Consider the following 17,856-nt stretch of genomic DNA (forward strand, 5'->3'; position numbering starts at 1 on the left):
GTGAGATGGAGCACCCGGCCACCCACTACGATCGGCGCCCATGGCGCGCACGGGGTGGCACGCCTTCGTGACGGCCCCGCGCACGCCGGTTTCCCGGCCTTCGGCCTGTCCGTCCCCGCCCCTTCCCAGAAGGACCTGACGACATGAGTTTCGACCCCAGGACCCCCATGGCCCAGCCGCACGACGCCCACCGCGCGCGGCAGCGCCGCGACCGTGCCCTGGCCATAGGCCTGAGCGTGCTCGTGGTCGTGGGACTGGTCGGGTTCGGCTCGTACATGGTGCTGACCAAGTCCGAGGCGTCCGAGCAGAAGCAGGCCGCCCCGGCGGCGGACGACAAGGCGCCCTCGGACGACGAGGCCCCCTCGGACGGGCAGGCTCCCGCCGACGGGCCGATCGAGGGACTGCGGACCTGGGACGCGAAGAAGCTGACCCGCAACCACGTCACCGGGACCGTCGCCTACCCGATGAAGCCGCCGGTGGGCGGTGACCACAACCCCGTATGGATGAACTGCGACGGCGAGGTATACAAGAAGGCGATCCCCGATGTGAACGCCGTGCACGCGCTGGAGCACGGGTCGGTCTGGGTGACGTACACGGACAGGGCCCCGGCCGCCGACGTGGCGAAGCTGGCCGAGCGGGTCGGCCGGACGCCGTACTCGCTGATGAGCCCGTACGAGGGCCAGGCCGGAACGATCATGCTGACCGCCTGGGGGAACCAGGTGACCGTGGACGGTGCCGACGACCCGCGGGTCGACCGGTTCTTCTCGAAGTTCGTGCAGGGTCCGCAGACCCCCGAGCCCGGTGCGACGTGCACGGGCGGGCTGGGGGCGTCGTGACCGCCGGGAAGCGCCGCGGCCGGCGCGTCGAGTGGGTGGCGGGCTCCGCCGTGGCGCTCGCGCTGCTGTTCGCGGGGGTGGCGACGGTCGCCTCCGCGCGCGGCGGAGCTGACGGGGCCGACCGGGCGGCCGCCGCCCCGCACCCGCCCGCGGCGGACTCGGCGGACGCCGGTTTCGCCCGTGACATGGCGGTCCACCACCAGCAGGCGGTGGAGATGTCCTTCATCGTGCGTGACCGCACGAAGGACGAGGAGGTGCGCCGGCTCGCCTACGACATCGCCAACACGCAGGCCAATCAGCGCGGCATGCTGCTCGGCTGGCTGGATCTGTGGGAGCTGCCGAAGACGACCGCCGAAGAGCCGATGGGCTGGATGGCGGCCGGGCACGAGGGACACTCGGCGAAAAGCACGGACGGGACGGCGGGCACGGACGGGATGGCGGCCGGGCACGAGGGGCACTCCGCGAAGGGCACGGACGGGACGGCGGGCATGGACGGGATGGCGGGCATGGGTACCGGCTACCGGGCCCATGACGGCTCCCTCATGCCCGGCATGGCCACCAGGACCGAGCTGGACCGGCTCCGGACGGCGAGCGGCAGGGCGGCCGAGATCCGGTACCTCCGGCTGATGACCGAACACCACAGGGGCGGCATCGACATGGCGCGCGGCTGCGCCCGGCTCTGCACGGTGAAGGCGGAGAAGCGGCTCGCCCGCGGGATGGTCGAGGCCCAGCAGTCGGAGCTGGACGAGATGGCCCGGCTGCTGGCGGCACGCGGGTCCGCACCCCGCTCCTGAGGAATTCCCGGGTACGCGACCCGGCCGCAGGTGCACCCGAACGGGTGATAGCGGTCGCGTCCCCCGAACGGGCCCATGACGATGGGTTCGCTCGGGGTCGTACAGCATGCCCATCGGCACGCAGGAGGAATCCCTCATGACCACCGCCAAGGACATCATGCACACCGGGGCCACGTGGATCCCCGCGCACGAGACGCTCGACCGGGCCGCGCAGCTGATGCGTGACCACAAGGTCGGGGCGTTGCCCATCTCGGCCAACGGCGAGCAGGACCGGATGATCGGCATCCTCACGGACCGCGACATCGTGGTCGGCTGTGTGGCGATGGGCCACGATCCGTCGAAGATGACGGCGGGCGACCTCGCCCAGGGAACCCCTCGCTGGATCGACTCGGAGGCGGGCGTGGAGATGGTTCTGGAGGAGATGCAGACCCATCGGATCCGCCGGCTCCCGGTGGTCGAGAACAAGATGCTGATCGGCATGATCAGCGAGGCCGACCTGGCGCAGCACCTCACCGAGGAGCAGATCGCCGGCTGGGCGGAGAAGGTCTACGCCCGCGGCTGACCCGCCGCACCGGCTCGGCCCGGCATCCAAGGCCCGGCAGCCCGGCATCCAGGGCCCGGCAGCTCGGCGCCCAAGGCCCGGAAGTCCGGCGATCCGGCGCCCACGACCCGGCATCCCCTGCCGAAGGCTCCCCGTCCGGACCGGCCCCCGCCGGGTCCGGACGGGGAGCCCCGGGGGGTGCCGGGCCATGCCGCGTGCCCGCCCGCCGGGCCCCGTACCGCTGCGGCGATACGTTTCTGCGCGCGAGGGATACCCGGCGGGGGTAGGGTGCTCGACATGACCCTGAGTGGATGTGCGACATACGGACAGTTGTTGCTGTTCGTCTCGCTGCTCATCGGGATCCTCCGCCTCCTCAGGGGCGTCACGGGACGGGACGCGCCGCCGCCGGGGCAGGATCCCCGGCCGGAAGTGACCCGACCGGCCCCGTTGTCGGTACTGCGCATATAGAAGGGGCGCCTCCCCCTCCCCCAGCAGACCGAAATACCGACAACACCCCGAGGTGCACCCCGTCATGCGCACTCCACCCACCCGACGCGCCGTGCTCGGCGCCGCTGTCGCCACTGCCGGTTCGGCGGTACTGGCCGCGTGCTCCGGCGAATCCGACACGGGCCGCGGCGGCAAGAAGACCGGTAGCGCGAACGCCGGTGGCACCAGCCACGGCGGCACAGAACACGGGGCCTCCCCCGGCGGGAGGTCCGAGGGCGAGCACGTCTCCCCCGGCGGGAGGTCCGAGGGCAAGTACGTCTCCCCCGGCGGGAAGGAGGTCGCGGCGGCCGAGGCCGCGCGCGGCTCGGGCCCCGTGCGGAAGGTCGACCTCGTCGCCACTCCGTCCCGGCTCGATCTGGGCGACGGGCTCATCGTCGGCTCCTGGGCGTACGGCGCCCGGCTGCCCGGCAAGGAGCTCCGGGTCACGATGGGCGACACCCTGGCGCTCAACCTCGCCAACCACCTGCCGGAGGAAACGTCTCTGCACTGGCACGGCCTCAATGTGCGCAACGACATGGACGGCGTGCCCGATGTGACCCAGGCGCCCATCAAGCCCGGTGCCGAATTCGCCTACCGCTTCACCGTGCCGCATGCCGGGACGTACTGGTTCCACCCGCACACCGGCGTCCAGCAGGACCGCGGACTGTACGCGCCGCTGATCGTCGAGGACCCGAGGGAGCCTCTCAAGTACGACAGGGAGTGGGTCGTCGTCCTGGACGACTGGGTCGACGGGGTGGCCGGTTCGACGCCGGACTCGGTGCTGTACGAACTCAGCCACGGCAAGGGCGGGATGCACCACGGCAGCGCGAACGGCTCCGGCGGACACGGCTCCCCCGCCAAACCCGCCAAGCCCAAGGGCCGCACCGGTCCCACGCGGCTGGCCGAGGGCTCCTACAGCGAACTGCTCGACAGCCACGGGGGCGACGTCGCCTACCCGTACTACCTGATCAACGGCCGTACCCCGAAGGCCCCCACGTCCTTCGCCGCGAAGCCCGGCGACCGGATCCGGCTGCGCATCATCAACGCGGGCGGCGACACCGCCTTCCGGGTGGCGCTCGGCGGACACCGGATGACGATCACCCACACCGACGGCTACCCGGTCCGGCACAGGACGACGGACGCCCTGCTGCTGGGCATGGGCGAGCGGTACGACGTGGTGGTCACCGCCGGGGACGGGGTGTTCCCGCTGACCGCGCTCGCGGAGGGCAAGAACGCCACGGCACTGGCCCTGCTCCGCACCGGGAAGGGGACCGCACCCACCGCGTCCGTACGGCCCAGGGAGCTGGACGGAGAGCTGGTGGAGGCGTACGGGCTGTGGCCCGACCCGTCCATGGAGCTGTCCCGGCGCAAGCCCGACCGGATCCACCGGTTCAAGCTGACCGGCAACATGCGGGCGTACAACTGGGCCTTCGACCACACCCCGTACGACCCCCACCAGCGCCACCCGGTGTGGGCGGGCGAGCGGGTCAGGCTGGAGTTCTACAACGCCACGGAGATGTGGCACCCGATCCATCTGCACGGGCACTCCTTCGGCGTGGTCGGCCCGGCCGGGCGGCGCCACGAGGCCACCGAACGGGGCAGGGCCGAATGGGCGCGCAAGGACACCGCGATCGTCCGGCCGAACAGCTCCCTGGCCGTCGAGTTCGACGCGAACAACCCGGGGCTGTGGATGCTGCACTGCCACAACATCTACCACTCGGACGTGGGCATGATGACGGTCCTCGGCTACCGGCACTGACCTCCGCCGAACCGGTCCCGGCGGGCCGCGGCCGTGATTCCGCGGCCCGCCAGGACATTGTGTCAGTCAGACGATTACACTGGTGCGCGTGCCTCAACTACGTCTCGCACTGAATCAGATCGACTCGACCGTCGGTGACCTCTCCGGCAACTCCGAGGCGATCGTCCACTGGACCCGGCACTCCGCCGAACAGGGCGCCCATCTGGTGGCGTTCCCGGAGATGGTGCTAACCGGCTACCCCGTCGAGGACCTGGCCCTGCGCTCGTCCTTCGTCGAGGCCTCCCGGCAGGCGCTGAGCGCGCTCGCCGCCCGGCTCGACGCCGAGGGCTTCGGGGAGCTGCCGGTCGTGGTCGGCTACCTCGACCGCTCCGAGACGGCCCAGCCGCGCTACGGCCAGCCGGCCGGCTCCCCCCGGAACGCCGCCGCGGTGCTGCACCGCGGGCAGGTCGCGCTGACCTTCGCCAAGCACCACCTCCCCAACTACGGCGTCTTCGACGAGTTCCGGTACTTCGTGCCGGGCGACTCGATGCCGGTGGTGCGCGTGCACGGCGTCGATGTGGCGCTCGCGATCTGCGAGGACCTCTGGCAGGACGGGGGCCGGGTGCCGGCCGCGCGGGCCGCCGGCGCCGGACTGCTGCTGTCGATCAACGCCTCGCCGTACGAGCGGGACAAGGACGACACCAGGCTGGAACTGGTCCGCAAGCGGGCCCAGGAGGCGGGCTGCACCACCGCGTACCTGGCGATGATCGGCGGCCAGGACGAGCTGGTCTTCGACGGCGACTCGATCGTCGTCGACCGGGACGGCGAAGTGATCGCCCGTGCCCCGCAGTTCGCCGAGGGCTGCGTCGTGCTCGACCTGGAGCTGCCGGCGGCCGCCGCCGAGCCGCCGTCCGGGGTCGTCAACGACGGGCTGCGGATCGACCACGTGGTGCTCTCCGGGGAGCCGCTCCCCGCGTACCCCGCGGAGCTGGCCGGTGGCTATGCGGAGCGGCTGGACGACGACGAGGAGCTGTACTCCGCGCTGGTCGTGGGCCTGCGGGCGTACGCCGCCAAGAACGGCTTCAGCAGTGTGCTGATCGGGCTGTCCGGCGGGATCGACTCGGCGCTGGTCGCGGCGATCGCCTGCGACGCGCTGGGCGCGCAGAACGTGTACGGCATCTCGATGCCGTCGAAGTACTCCTCGGACCACTCCAAGGGCGACGCGGCGGAGCTGGCCCGCCGTACCGGGCTGAACTTCCGCACCGTACCGATCGAGCCGATGTTCGACGCGTACATGGGCTCGCTGGGGCTCACCGGTCTCGCCGAGGAGAACCTTCAGTCCCGGCTGCGCGGCACGATGCTGATGGCCGTCTCCAACCAGGAGGGCCAGATCGTCCTCGCGCCGGGCAACAAGTCCGAGCTGGCGGTCGGCTACTCGACGCTGTACGGCGACTCGGTCGGCGCGTACGGCCCGATCAAGGACGTCTACAAGACGTCGATCTTCCGCCTCGCGAAGTGGCGCAACCGGGCCGCCGAGGAGCGCGGGCAGATCCCGCCGATCCCGGAGGCGTCCATCACCAAGCCGCCCAGCGCCGAGCTGCGCCCGGGCCAGGTCGACACGGACTCGCTGCCCGACTACGACGTACTGGACCGGATCCTGGAGCTGTACGTCGACCGGGACCAGGGACTGGACGAGATCGTCGCGGCCGGCTTCGACCCGGCGCTGGTGGCGAAGACGCTGCGGATGGTGGACACGGCCGAGTACAAGCGCCGGCAGTACCCGCCGGGCACGAAGATCTCCCCGAAGGGCTTCGGCAAGGACCGGCGGCTGCCGATCACCAACCGGTGGCGCGAGTCGGGCTGAGCGGGACGACGGCGCGGCGACCCGGCCGAGCGGGGCGCCGCGCCGTCGCGTTTCAGCGCGCGTCCAGCGGAGCGCCACCGCGATTCAGCGCGCGCCCACCGGAGCGCCACCCGCGTTTCAGCGCGCGTCCAGCGGAGCGTCGTCCCGTACGGGCCGGGCGTCCGCACGGGCCACCACCCTCGACGCCCCCGGTGTGCGTTCCCGGTCCAGCAGCCCCGCCGTGACGGCGACCGCCAGGCCCGCGACCGCGAGGGCCGCGCCGACCGGGGCCGGGGAGGTCCAGCCCCAGCCCGCCGCGATCGCGGCGCCGCCGAGCCACGCGCCGCCCGCGTTGGCGAGGTTGAACGCGGAGTGGTTGGAGGCGGATGCCAGGGTCGGGGCGTCCTTGGCCTTGTTCATGACCAGCATCTGGAGCGGTGTGGTCGTCATGAAGCCGACCGCTCCGAGCAGCACCACCAGCACCGGTGCGGCCCACCGCACATGGACGGCGAACGGGAAGACCGCGAGGACGACGGCGAGCGCGCCGAGCGATCCGTACAGCGTCGGCCGCAGCGCCCGGTCGGTGAGCGGTCCCGCCGCGAGGGCGCCGAGGGTCATGCCGATGCCGAAGAGCGCGAGCACCGGTGTCACCGCCGACTCGCCGAAGCCCATCACCTCGGTCGTCATGGCCGAGAGGTAGGAGTACACGGCGAAGACCCCGGCGAAGCCGAACACGGCGGTGAGCAGGCCGAGCAGCACCTGGCGGTTGCCGAGGGCGCGCAGTTCCCGGCCCAGGCCCTGGTGGGCGTCCACGGGCACCTGCGGTACGAGCCGGGCGAGCGCCGCCACGGCGCACAGCCCGATCGCCGCGACGACCAGGAACGTGGCCCGCCAGCCGAGGTGCTGGCCGAGCAGGGTGGCCGCCGGGACGCCGACGATGTTGGCGACGGTGAGCCCGAGGAACATGGTGGCCACGGCCCGCGCCCGGCGCCCCTCGGGAACGAGACGGGCCGCGACGACCGCGCCGACGCCGAAGAAGGCCCCGTGCGGCAGCCCGGCCAGGAACCGGCCGCCCAGCAGCCAGCCGAAGCCGGGGGCGAACGCGGAGGCGAGGTTGCCGACCGTGAACAGGGCCATCAGCAGCAGGAGCATCCGCTTGCGCGGGATCCGGGAGCCGACGGCGGTGAGCAGCGGGGCCCCCACCACGACACCGATGGCGTACGCCGAGACGAGGTGTCCGGCGGTGGGTACGGAGGTGCCCAGGTCGTCCGCGACATTGGGCAGCAGGCCCATCATCACGAACTCCGTGGTACCTATGCCGAAGGCGCTCACCGCGAGTGCGAGCAGGGCCAGGGGCATGTGGAGAGACCTTTCCGCAGGGAAAACCGGGGAGCCGGGCGGACCGGCGCGCGGCCGGGCCGGCTCCATTGCCGGACGCCCTTCGTTCCCAAACGGAACAAATTCTCTCAGACGGTTTGTTCCGCCGGGTGAACGGACCGTTTCATCGGCGTTCGCCCGGGGTGACGGAACGGCTCAGGGCGTCACAGCTCCACCCGCGCCACGATCGGCAGATGGTCGCTCTCGGTCGCGCCGAGCGTCCACGAGGACACCGGCTCGACGCCCTTGACCATGATCTGGTCGATCCGGGCCATCGGGAACGAGGCCGGCCAGCTGAAGCCGAAGCCGTCGCCGGCCGCGCCCTGGGTGGAGCGCATCTGGGCGGTGACCGCGTTCAGCGAGCGGTCGTTCATCGTGCCGTTGAGGTCGCCGAGCAGGATCACCTTGCCGAGGCGTTCGTGGGAGATGGCCTCGCCCAGGGCGTCCGCGCTGTCGTCGCGCTGGTTGGCGGTGAATCCGGCGTGCAGCTTGACGCGTACGGACGGCAGATGGGCCACGTAGACGGCGACCTCGCCCTTCGGGGTGGTCACCGTGGAGCGCATCGCCCGGGTCCAGCCCATCTTGATGTCGACCGGCCTGGTGGCGCTCATCGGGTACTTGCTCCACAGACCGACGGTGCCCTGCACCGAGTGGTACGGGAAGCGTTCGGCGAGCGCCGCCTCGTACGTCGCCACCTTGCCGCTCGGCAGCTCCTCCAGGGCGATCACATCGGCGCCGGAGGCCGCGACCTGCCGGGCGGTGCCCTTGGGGTCGGGGTTGTCGGCGTTGACGTTGTGGGTGGCCACGGTGAGGTCGCCGCCGGTGCCGGACTTGTCGGTGAGCAGGCCGCCGAAGACGTTGAACCAGACCACGACCGGCAGCAGCAGGGCGATCAGCGCGGTCGCCGAGCGGCGCACCAGGCCGAGGACCAGCAGCACCGGGACGAACACCCCGATCCACGGCAGGAACGTCTCGGAGAGGCTGCCCAGGTTCCCGATGGTGTTCGGGATCTTCGAGTGGAAGGCCATCACCAGGGTGATGAGCACCGAGCAGAGGGCGAGGACGATGCCGCGCCGCCAGATGCCCGGGTCACGGGTCCACCGCTCGCGCAGGTCCCGGAGCCGGGATCCCGCCCCGGCGCGTTCCGGTTCCGGTTCCGCACGGTCGTTCCCGGTGTCCGCTCCGTACGCCTGCACCATCGCGCTTTCCTCACTGCCTTGCCGTGCATGTCGCCGCGCCCTCGACCCTAGGCGATGCGTGGCGGGTTTCCTGCCGTCGACGACGGCCGTACTGTCACGAGGACGAAGGGCGGGGTCCGGCGGGTTCCGGCCGCACGGGGTCCGCCGGGGCTTGTGACAGAACGATCACACTCGGGCGGGTCCGGGAGCGTCAGGCGTCGCCGGGCGGGCGGGTGGCCCGGCCGGGCCCCAGGCCCTCGACCAGGACCTGGACGATCCGGTCGGCGAGATCCTCGGGCAGCGGCGCGTCGGGCCGATGGATGGTGCGTACCAGCATGGGCCCCAGGAACAGGTCGTCCATCAGCCCCACGTCCAGATCCGCTCGGAGTTCACCGGCGTCGACCGCGCGCCGGACGGCGGCCAGCATGGCGACGCGGCGGGGCGCGATGACGCTGCTGTGGTACTCCTCCCACAGCTTGGGGTGGCTCTTCATCTGCGCGAAGACGTTGTGCAGCAGGGCCGAGGAGCGCTGTGCCAGGCCGCGCCTGCGCAGCGAGTCCAGCAGCAGTCGCAGGTCGTCGAGGCCGGCGGTGCCGGAGACGGCGGGTTCCGGCGGCTCCATGTCCTTCAGTACGTCGACGAAGAGTTCTTCCTTGCCGCTCCACCGCCGGTAGATGGTCGCCTTGCCCACCCCCGCGGTGCGGGCTATCCGCTCGATGGACAGGGCCGCCAGGGGCTCACCGTCCTCCAGCAGCCGGACGACGGCGTCCAGGATCGCCCGCTCGGCCGCCGCGCTGCGCGGCCGGCCCCGGCGTGGTGCCGGGGTCGGTACCCGTACGCCGGTCCAGTTCCCGTCCTGCTGCGTCGCCGGTCTCATCGGCCCGCTCCCGCCGCGCGCACCGACCGGTCGCCCCGGCCCGACCCGTCGGGGCCCGTGTCGGCGGGCGGCTTCCCCGGCAGGAAGAGAGCGACCACCAGGGCGCCCACCAGGGCGATGGTCGCCGAACCGATGGCGGTGACGTGCATGGCCTTCAGGAACGCGTCGTTCGCGGAGGCGATCAGCGGTGCGCCCGCCGGGCCCAGCTTGTCGGCGATGCCGAGCGTCGCCTCGATCGACTCCCCGGCCGCCTCCCGGGCGCCGGCCGGGACCGCGCCGAGATGGCCCTCGATGTCACCCCGGTAGACGGTGGAGAGCACCGATCCGAGCACGGCGACCCCGAGTGCCCCGCCGACCTGCCGGAAGGTGTTGTTGACGGCCGATCCGGAGCCGGCCTTCTCGCGGGGCAGCGCCTGCATCACCGAGACGGTGACCGGTGTCATCACATGTGCCATGCCGGTGCCCTGGACGAAGAAGAGCAGGCACAGCACCCAGACCGGCGTGGTGCCGTCGAACAGCGCGAACGCCGCCAGCCCGATGGCGACCAGCAGCATGCCCGCGGTGCAGGTGGCGCGGGCGCCGAAGCGGTCGACGAGCAGCCGGGCCCGGGGCGCGAAGATCATCTGGGTGGCGGCCAGCGGCAGCAGCATCAGTCCGGCCTGCAGCGCGGTCCAGCCGCGCACGCTCTGCATGTAGAAGGCGGAGAAGAAGGTCACCCCCATCAGCGCGAAGAAGACCAGCGCTATGGCGGCGACGGCCGCGGAGAACGACGGCTCCCTGAAGTACGAGATGTCGATGGCCGGGTGGGTGCTGCGCTTCTCGTGCCAGACGAACCCGGCCAGGACGAGCAGGCCGCCGAGGCTCGACAGGAGCACCACGGGGTCGGCGAAGTCGGCGAGCTGGCCGCCACGGATGATGCCGTACACCAGCAGCACCAGGCCGACGATGGAGAGCACTACGCCGAGCGGGTCGATCCGGCCGGGGTTCGGGTCCTTGGAGTCCGGCACCAGCATCGTCATCGCGATCAGCGCCACGATCACCACGGGTACGTTGACCAGGAAGATCGAGCCCCACCAGAAGTGCTCCAGCAGCAGCCCGCCGGTGATCGGGCCGATCGCGATGGCCACCCCGACGCTGCCGGCCCATATGCCGATGGCCCTGGGCTGTTCGTCGCGCTCGAAGACGTTCATCAGGACGGCGAGGGTGGCCGGCATGACGAACGCGGCGCCGAAGCCCATCAGGGCGCGCCAGGTGATCAGCTGGGCGGGCGAGCCGGACATGGCCGCCAGCGCGGAGCCGGTGCCGAAGAGCAGGATGCCGAAGAGCAGCACCTTCTTGCGGCCGACGCGGTCGCCGAGCAGCCCGGCGGTGAAGAGGAGTCCGGCGAAGACGAGCGTGTAGGCGTTGATCGCCCACTCCAGCTGGCTCTGGGTGGCGCCCAGGCCGGTGGGTGCGGGACTGGCGATGGTCTTGACCGCGACGTTCAGGATCGAGTTGTCCAGCACGACGATGAGCAGGCTGAACATCAGGACGACGAGGATCGCCCAGCGGCGGCGGTGGACCGCCTCCGGGATCTGGGACGCGTCGGCGCGAGCACCGGACGGTATCGACATGGAACGGAGCTTATCCGATTTCGATACGAGACCGTCTCGTATTGGAAGGCAATCGCCGGTGGGACCGTTCTCCGGCAACGCCTTCAAGGGTGTGCGCGGGCCCACTTCCCGTGGACCACCACGGGATGCCACCATGGAACCGGTCCGGGGACGCCGTCAGGGCGCCTCGAGATGACGAAGGAGCCGTTGGCAATGTCGCTTCAGGCTGCGCGGAACCAGTCCGCAACCACCCCCGCGGGTACTCCCACCGACAGCAGCAAGGCGCTGTACGGAGGCAGGAGCACCCGCCGTATCTCCATCCATGACATCGCCGCCGCCACCGAGCGCGGCGAGAAGTGGCCCATGCTCACCGCCTACGACGCGATGACCGCGTCCGTCTTCGACGAGGCCGGGATCCCGGTGATGCTCGTCGGCGACTCCATGGGCAACTGCCACCTCGGTTACGAGACCACCGTGCCCGTCACGATGGACGAGATCGCGATCCTCTCCGCCGCTGTCGTACGGGGCACCAGGCGTGCCCTGATCGTGGCGGACCTGCCCTTCGGGGCGTACCAGGAGGGCCCGGTCCAGGCCCTGCGCAACGCCACCCGGCTGATCAAGGAGTCGGGCGTCGGCGCGGTCAAGCTGGAGGGCGGTGAGCGCAGCCACGAGCAGATCAGGCTGCTCGTCGACGCCGGCATCCCGGTCATGGCGCACATCGGCCTGACCCCGCAGTCCGTCAACGCGATGGGCTACCGGGTGCAGGGACGCGGCGAGGAGGCCGCCCAGCAGATGCTGCGCGACGCCAAGGCCGTGCAGGACGCGGGCGCGTTCGCCGTGGTGCTGGAGCTGGTACCGGCCGAGCTGGCCGCCGAGGTCACCCGCACCCTGCACATCCCGACCGTCGGCATCGGTGCCGGCCCCGACACGGACGCCCAGGTGCTGGTCTACACCGACATGGTCGGGCTGACCGGCGGCAAGGTGCCGCGCTTCACCAAGCAGTACGCGAACCTCCGCCAGGTGCTGGGCGACGCGGCGAAGGAGTTCGCGGAAGAGGTCGTGGGCGGTGCCTTCCCGGCCGCCGAGCACACCTTCCACTAGCGTCTTCCGTCCGGATCAGGCCGGATCAGGGAGCGCGGCACGCGAGTCCGGCATGATCCGGACAAGAGGCCCGGTCCCGCCGGTCCGTTCCGTCCGAACCACTGCCCGCACCACCGACAGCCCGCCGACATCCCCCATCGGCGGGCTGTCGGCCCGCTGTCGGCGGACTGTCGGTGGCGGCTGGTCTGATAGTCGGCATGACGCGAATCGACAAGAACCCCAGGAGCGGCTCGAACGCCGTCGAGGTCCGGGGGCTGGTCAAGCACTACGGCTCGACCAAGGCTCTGGACGGCGTGGACCTCGATGTCCGCGAGGGCACCGTGCTCGGTGTCCTCGGCCCGAACGGCGCCGGCAAGACCACGCTCGTACGCTGCCTGTCCACCCTGATCCTGCCCGACGCCGGACACGCCACCGTGGCGGGCTACGACGTGGTGAAGCAGCCCCGGCAGCTGCGCCGCACCATCGGTCTGACCGGGCAGTACGCCTCGGTCGACGAGAAGCTCTCCGGCTGGGAGAACCTCTACATGATCGGGCGGCTGCTCGATCTGTCCCGCAAGGCCGCCCGGTCCCGGGCCGACGAGCTGCTGGAGCGGTTCTCGCTCACCGACGCGGCCAGGAAGGCCGCGATGGACTACTCCGGCGGCATGCGGCGCCGGCTCGACCTGGCCGCCTCGATGATCGGCAACCCGGCCGTGCTGTACCTGGACGAGCCGACCACGGGGCTGGACCCCCGGACCCGTAACGAGGTCTGGGACGAGGTGCAGCGGATGGTCGCGGAGGGGGCGACCGTGCTGCTCACCACCCAGTACATGGAAGAGGCCGAGCAGCTCGCCAACGAGCTGACCGTCATCGACAAGGGAAAGATCATCGCCCGCGGCGGTGTCGACGAGCTGAAGGCGAAGGTCGGCGGCCGCACCCTGCAGCTGCGGCCCTCGGACCCCTCGCAGCTCGCCGCGATGGCGCAGGCCATCCGGGAGGCCGGTCTGGACGGCGTCGCGGGCGCGCAGGCCGTCCCGGACGAGGGGCTGCTGTACGTACCGATCCTCAGCGACGAGCAGCTGACCTCCGTCATAGGCCTGCTCGGCACCCGGGGCTTCCCGCTGGCGCACGTCGCCACCGCGCTGCCCAGCCTCGACGAGGTGTTCCTCGCCATCACCGGCGAGAAGTCCGCCTCCGTCACCGACACGATTCCCGAGGAGGTCGCGGCATGAGCACGGCGACTCTGACACCCACGCCCACACCCACCGCGTCCGCCCGTGGCGGGGCGGTCCACGACGAGGGCCGGATCGGACTGCGGAACAACCTGCGCCACATCGGGGCGCTGGTGCGGCGCAACATGCTCCAGATCAAGAAGGATCCGGAGTCGATGTTCGACGCGCTCCTGATGCCGATCATCTTCACGCTGCTGTTCGTGTACGTCTTCGGCGGCTCGGTCGGCGGCAGCATGGGCGGCGGCCGGCAGGAGTACCTGAACTACCTGATCCCGGGCCTGATGGCGATGATGGGCATGAACATCGCCATGGCGGTCGGCTCCGGCGTCAACGACGACTTCCGCAAGGGCGTCATGGACCGGTTCCGGACGATGCCGATCGCCCGTTCCTCGGTGCTCATCGCGAAGATAGTGGTCGAGCTGGGCCGGATGATGGTCGCCACCCTCATCCTGCTGGCCATGGGCTTCGCCCTCGGCATGGAGCTCCAGGAGTCCGTGCTCGGGCTGATCGCGGCGATCGCGCTGTCGGCCGCGTTCGGCGCCGCCATCATGTGGATCTTCATCCTGCTCGGACTGACGATGAAGACGGCCCAGGCGGTGCAGGGGATGGGGATGCTCGTGCTGATGCCGCTCCAGTTCGGCTCCTCGATCTTCGCTCCGACGAAGACGATGCCCGGCTGGCTCCAGACGTTCACCGACTACAACCCGCTGTCCAACCTGGCCGACGCCGCGCGGGCCCTGATGATGGGCGGCCCGCTCGCCCACTCGGTCCTGGTGACCCTCGGCTGGACCGTGGTCATCACCGCGGTGATGGCCCCGCTCGCGGTCGCCAAGTTCCGCAAGAAGAGCTGACCCGGCGGGGGTTCAGCCCCGGTACGCGTCCGTGAGGGCGGCGGCCTCCTCCAGGGAGAGGCCGCCGCCCTCGGCGTACGCGGCCTCGTAGCCGTCCCGGCCGAGCACGGCCACCGTCAGCTCCTCGGCCCGTGCCCAGTCGTCCAGCTCCATCGTCGTGCGCACATGGCCCTCGGGCAGCAGCCCCCGGCCGGCCCCCAGCAGCCGGGCCGCCACGGTGGCCCGCTGCTCGCCGCCGATGCCGGCCAGCGAGCGGGCGACGGCGACGATGTGGATGACGGACATCTGGGGCGCCATCATCTGCGACAGCCGGTCCTTGGACAGCTCCAGCGCCATCAGCCCCCGGGGCAGGGCCTGCTCGTACAGCCCCTCCTGGTTGTCCAGCCAGGCCGTCGCGCCCAGGACGACCCCTTCGAAGACCGCCCTGGCATTGGACCGGAAGTCCTCTCGCAGCGCCGCCAGTTGCTCGCGCGCCTCGCCGGTGCGGCCGCTGCACCCCAGCCACATGACCAAGTGGAGCCGGGCGAAGGACACCGCCCCGTGTCCCTCCCGGCGCCCCTCGGCGAGCACCTCGCGCAGGATCTGCTCGCCCTCGGTGCCGCGCCCCAGTTCGGTGAGCACGGCCGCGTGCCTGGTGCGCAGGACCGCCACCTGGGACTGGGCGCCCAGCTTCCGCGCGTAGCCGATCGCGGCCTGGAAGTCCTCGGCCGCCAGGGCGTACTCACCCCGCCGCTCGTTGGCCTCCCCGCGGGCGGAGAGCGATTCGGCGGCGCCCCAGTCGTCGCCGATCCGGCTGAAGATGCGCAGGCTCTCGTCGGCGTCCGCACGTGCCTCACCCGCCCATTCGGGCCGGTTGGCCAGCACGTTGGCGCGCATCTGGAGGGCCTCGGCGAGCTCCCATTCGTAGCCGTACTCCCGGCAGGCGCGGACCGTTTCGTCCAGCAGCCGGGGCAGGTCGGCGGCCTCGCTGGTGAGCACGACCGCGAAGAACCAGAGCGATGCCGGAACCCGGCAGGTCTGCGGCTGGCCGGCCCGGTAGGTCTTCGCGATGACCCGCAGCCGGGCCATGCCCTCCTCGTCGGCCCAGACGTTCTGGGAGTGGTCCGCGCTGACCAGCTGGACCAGGGCCACCTGGCGCCGCGCCTCCCCGAGCAGTTCGGGCCCCATCGGCGGCGGCGCGTCGGTGCAGCGTTCGTGGATGGAGGGCGCCGGTTCGACGGCCGCGGTCCCGATGGGCGGGGCGAAGGGGTCGGGGCCCAGCGCGGCGGCCGCCTCGGCCCAGTGCAGGGCGTCGGTGCGCAGTTCGCGCATCTGCCAGTACCAGCACAGCGAGAGCACCATGCAGAGCACCTCCTGCTCGTCGCGGGCGGCGACGGCGTGGCGCAGGGCGGTGCGGATGTTCTCGTACTCGCGCTCCAGGAGAGCGACGGCGGCGCGCTGTCCGGCGCCGCGCAGTTCGGGTTCGACGGTACGGACCAGCTCCCGGTAGAACACCAGGTGGCGCCGGACCGCCGGATCCCGCTCCGCCGCCTCGTCGAGCCGGCCGGCGGCGTACTCGCCGACGGTCTCCAGCAGCCGGTAGCGCATCTCGCCGTCCTCGGCGGGCGCGGCGACGACGAGCGACTTGTCGACCAGGGAGCCGAGCAGTCCGGCGACCTCGCGGGCGCCCTGCGGCCCGTCCGCGCAGACCGCCTCGGCGGCGGCGAGGGTACAGCCGCCCGCGAAGACGGAGAGCCCGCGCAGCACGGCGCGTTCGGACTCGTCCAGGAGGTCCCAGGACCAGTCGACGACGGCGCGCAGGGTCTGCTGACGGGGCAGTACGGTGCGGGCCCCGCTGGTGAGCAGGCGAAACCGGTCGTCGAGCCGGTCGGCGATCTGGCGCGGGGTGAGCATCCGCAGCCGGGCGGCGGCGAGTTCGATGGCCAGCGGCAGTCCGTCCAGGCGGCGGCAGATCTCCGCGGCGGCGGCCGCGGTCTCCTCGTCCGCGTCGGTCCGGAAGCCCGGCCGGGCGGCGGCGCCGCGGTCGGCGAGCAGGCGCAGCGCCATCGGGTCGGGCAGCGGTTCGACGGGGCGGACGAACTCGCCCGGGACGCCGAGGGGTTCACGGCTGGTGGCGAGCACGGTGAGGTGCGGGCAGCGGGCCAGCAGGTGGTCGGCGAGGGCGGCGGCCGCGTCGACGACGTGTTCGCAGTTGTCCAGGAGCAGCAGCATGCGGCGCCGGGAACAGTGCTCGGTGAGCCTGGCCAGGGGGTCGTTCACATTCCCCTCGGCGACCCTGAGCTCCTCGGCACCGGCGCCGCGCAGCACGGTCTCGCGGGCACCGAGCGCGGTCAGCACGGCCTCCGGCACCGAATCGGGGTCGTCGACCGGGGCGAGTTCGGCCAGCCAGACGCCGTCCGGCCAGGCGTCCGCGACGGATTCGGCGGTCTCCTGGGAGAGCCGGGTCTTGCCCGCGCCCCCGGGGCCCAGGAGGGTGACCAGCCGGGCGTGCGAGAGGTCCTGGCCCAGGGCCGCGATGTCGTCCTCGCGCCCGACGAAACTGGTGAGCCTGGCCCGGAGGTTGCCGTACGGTGCCGCGGGGGCCGCCGTGTGGGCCGCGGGGGCCGCCGTGTGGGCCGCGGGGCGGAGATCCGTCGGCGGAGCGGACGGGGCAGCCACCGCGGCCGGGGCGAGCGGTTCCCGGCGGAGCAGTTCGGCGTGGAGCGCGCGCAGTTCCGGGCCGGGGTCGGTGCCGAGGCGGTCCGCGAGTCCGGTGCGCACCTCGTCGTAGGCGGCCAGCGCCTGGGCGGTGCGCCCGGCGTCACGCAGGGCCCGCAGCCGCAGCGCCTGAAGGGGTTCGTCGATCGGGTGCTCGGCGCACAGCGCGACCAGTTCGGGCAGGGCCTCGTCCGGGCGGCCGAGCGCGAGAACCGCGCGGAGCCGGTTGCGGCGGGCGTCCAGCCACCGGGCCTCCCAGCGGGCGGCGGCGCCCAGGCGGTCGGGCAGATCGGCCAGGGCCGGGCCCCGCCACAGGACGAGCGCGTCGTCGAGCACGGTCCGGGCCTTCACCGGGTCGCCCTCCTCCAGCGCCCGCGCGCCCTCTCCCGCGAGCCGCTCGAAGCGGTGGAGGTCGACGTCGTCCGGCGCGGCGGCCAGCCGGTAGCCGTTGTCCGCGGAGACGATCGCGTCGTGGCCGACGGCGCGCCGGAGCCGGCCGACGAGCGCCTGGAGGGCGCCCACCGCGTCGGCGGGCGGCTCGCCGTCCCACACCTCGTCGACCAGCACGGTGACCGGGACGACGCGGCCGGGGCGCAGGGCGAGGACGGTGAGCAGGGCGCGCAGCCGCGCCCCGCCGATGGTGACGGCCGTGCCGTCGTCGCGGAGTGCCCGGGTGGTTCCGAGGATGCTGTAGCGCACCGGCCCATTCTCCGTGACTGGGACCGACAGGCGCA

13 protein-coding genes are annotated in these 17,856 nt (G+C 72.2%); 8 read left to right on the plus strand and 5 right to left on the minus strand.

Going from position 1 to position 17,856, the window contains the following annotated elements:
• The first annotated feature begins 143 nt into the window (after positions 1 to 143).
• The 5 genes from ACGF8B_RS15205 to ACGF8B_RS15225 all read left to right on the plus strand — a co-directional run bounded on the left by ACGF8B_RS15205 (position 144) and on the right by ACGF8B_RS15225 (position 6,259).
• Positions 144 to 836 (plus strand): DUF3105 domain-containing protein, encoded by a 693-nt coding sequence (locus tag ACGF8B_RS15205; protein ID WP_392738250.1) that lies wholly within the window; start codon positions 144 to 146, stop codon positions 834 to 836.
• Positions 833 to 1,630, plus strand: coding sequence for a DUF305 domain-containing protein (locus ACGF8B_RS15210; protein WP_392738252.1), 798 nt, complete (start codon positions 833 to 835; stop codon positions 1,628 to 1,630). Before ACGF8B_RS15205 ends, ACGF8B_RS15210 begins: the two co-directional genes overlap by 4 nt.
• 136 nt (positions 1,631 to 1,766) lie before the next feature.
• On the plus strand, positions 1,767 to 2,192 hold the full coding sequence (locus tag ACGF8B_RS15215) for a CBS domain-containing protein (RefSeq protein ID WP_342282940.1): 426 nt from the start codon (positions 1,767 to 1,769) through the stop codon (positions 2,190 to 2,192).
• Positions 2,193 to 2,703: 511 nt separating this feature from the next.
• Complete coding sequence (locus tag ACGF8B_RS15220; protein WP_392738256.1) at positions 2,704 to 4,416, plus strand: multicopper oxidase domain-containing protein; 1,713 nt, start codon at positions 2,704 to 2,706, stop codon at positions 4,414 to 4,416.
• 88 nt (positions 4,417 to 4,504) lie between these two features.
• Positions 4,505 to 6,259 (plus strand): NAD+ synthase, encoded by a 1,755-nt coding sequence (locus ACGF8B_RS15225; RefSeq protein ID WP_392738259.1) that lies wholly within the window; start codon positions 4,505 to 4,507, stop codon positions 6,257 to 6,259.
• 117 nt (positions 6,260 to 6,376) lie between these two features.
• Here ACGF8B_RS15225 and ACGF8B_RS15230 read toward each other — a convergent pair whose 3' ends face one another.
• From ACGF8B_RS15230 to ACGF8B_RS15245, 4 genes are all read right to left on the minus strand, one after another.
• A complete protein-coding gene (locus ACGF8B_RS15230; RefSeq protein ID WP_392738262.1) occupies positions 6,377 to 7,597 on the minus strand; it encodes an MFS transporter in 1,221 nt (406 codons plus the stop codon).
• 182 nt (positions 7,598 to 7,779) lie between these two features.
• The gene (locus ACGF8B_RS15235) at positions 7,780 to 8,814 is read right to left on the minus strand and encodes an endonuclease/exonuclease/phosphatase family protein (RefSeq protein WP_392738265.1); all 1,035 of its coding nucleotides are present in this window, start codon (positions 8,812 to 8,814) and stop codon (positions 7,780 to 7,782) included.
• Between the two features lie 190 nt (positions 8,815 to 9,004).
• The gene (locus ACGF8B_RS15240; RefSeq protein WP_392738268.1) at positions 9,005 to 9,670 is read right to left on the minus strand and encodes a TetR/AcrR family transcriptional regulator; all 666 of its coding nucleotides are present in this window, start codon (positions 9,668 to 9,670) and stop codon (positions 9,005 to 9,007) included.
• Positions 9,667 to 11,283, minus strand: a complete 1,617-nt coding sequence (locus tag ACGF8B_RS15245) for an MFS transporter (RefSeq protein ID WP_392738271.1) — start codon at positions 11,281 to 11,283, stop codon at positions 9,667 to 9,669. The genes ACGF8B_RS15240 and ACGF8B_RS15245 overlap by 4 nt, the downstream gene beginning before the upstream one ends.
• Before the next feature lie 192 nt (positions 11,284 to 11,475).
• On the opposite strand from ACGF8B_RS15245, the gene panB reads away from it, so the two are divergent.
• The 3 genes from panB (at position 11,476) to ACGF8B_RS15260 (ending at position 14,425) form a co-directional block, all read left to right on the plus strand.
• Positions 11,476 to 12,363, plus strand: a complete 888-nt coding sequence (gene panB / locus ACGF8B_RS15250) for a 3-methyl-2-oxobutanoate hydroxymethyltransferase (RefSeq protein WP_392738274.1) — start codon at positions 11,476 to 11,478, stop codon at positions 12,361 to 12,363.
• A 197-nt stretch (positions 12,364 to 12,560) separates the two neighbouring features.
• Complete coding sequence (locus ACGF8B_RS15255) at positions 12,561 to 13,574, plus strand: ATP-binding cassette domain-containing protein (RefSeq protein ID WP_392738277.1); 1,014 nt, start codon at positions 12,561 to 12,563, stop codon at positions 13,572 to 13,574.
• Positions 13,571 to 14,425 carry an ABC transporter permease gene (locus ACGF8B_RS15260; protein WP_392738280.1) on the plus strand — a complete coding sequence of 285 codons (855 nt, stop codon included), beginning with the start codon at positions 13,571 to 13,573 and terminating at the stop codon, positions 14,423 to 14,425. The genes ACGF8B_RS15255 and ACGF8B_RS15260 overlap by 4 nt, the downstream gene beginning before the upstream one ends.
• 12 nt (positions 14,426 to 14,437) lie before the next feature.
• Here ACGF8B_RS15260 and ACGF8B_RS15265 read toward each other — a convergent pair whose 3' ends face one another.
• Complete coding sequence (locus ACGF8B_RS15265) at positions 14,438 to 17,821, minus strand: BTAD domain-containing putative transcriptional regulator (RefSeq protein ID WP_392738283.1); 3,384 nt, start codon at positions 17,819 to 17,821, stop codon at positions 14,438 to 14,440.
• Positions 17,822 to 17,856 lie beyond the last annotated feature (35 nt).

Origin of the sequence: Streptomyces sp. NPDC047917, assembly GCF_043204345.1 — a bacterium.
GTDB lineage: Bacteria > Actinomycetota > Actinomycetes > Streptomycetales > Streptomycetaceae > Streptomyces > Streptomyces sanglieri.

Bases quoted from the DNA above. Each gene is read 5' to 3' on its own strand.
- ACGF8B_RS15240 (WP_392738268.1), bottom strand. From the start codon at position 9,670: ATGAGACCGGCGACGCAGCAGGACGGGAACTGGACCGGCGTACGGGTA.
- panB (WP_392738274.1), top strand. From the start codon at position 11,476: ATGTCGCTTCAGGCTGCGCGGAACCAGTCCGCAACCACCCCCGCGGGT.
- ACGF8B_RS15255 (WP_392738277.1), top strand. From the start codon at position 12,561: ATGACGCGAATCGACAAGAACCCCAGGAGCGGCTCGAACGCCGTCGAG.
- ACGF8B_RS15235 (WP_392738265.1), bottom strand. From the start codon at position 8,814: ATGGTGCAGGCGTACGGAGCGGACACCGGGAACGACCGTGCGGAACCG.
- ACGF8B_RS15245 (WP_392738271.1), bottom strand. From the start codon at position 11,283: ATGTCGATACCGTCCGGTGCTCGCGCCGACGCGTCCCAGATCCCGGAG.
- ACGF8B_RS15260 (WP_392738280.1), top strand. From the start codon at position 13,571: ATGAGCACGGCGACTCTGACACCCACGCCCACACCCACCGCGTCCGCC.
- ACGF8B_RS15230 (WP_392738262.1), bottom strand. From the start codon at position 7,597: ATGCCCCTGGCCCTGCTCGCACTCGCGGTGAGCGCCTTCGGCATAGGT.
- ACGF8B_RS15205 (WP_392738250.1), top strand. From the start codon at position 144: ATGAGTTTCGACCCCAGGACCCCCATGGCCCAGCCGCACGACGCCCAC.
- ACGF8B_RS15215 (WP_342282940.1), top strand. From the start codon at position 1,767: ATGACCACCGCCAAGGACATCATGCACACCGGGGCCACGTGGATCCCC.
- ACGF8B_RS15220 (WP_392738256.1), top strand. From the start codon at position 2,704: ATGCGCACTCCACCCACCCGACGCGCCGTGCTCGGCGCCGCTGTCGCC.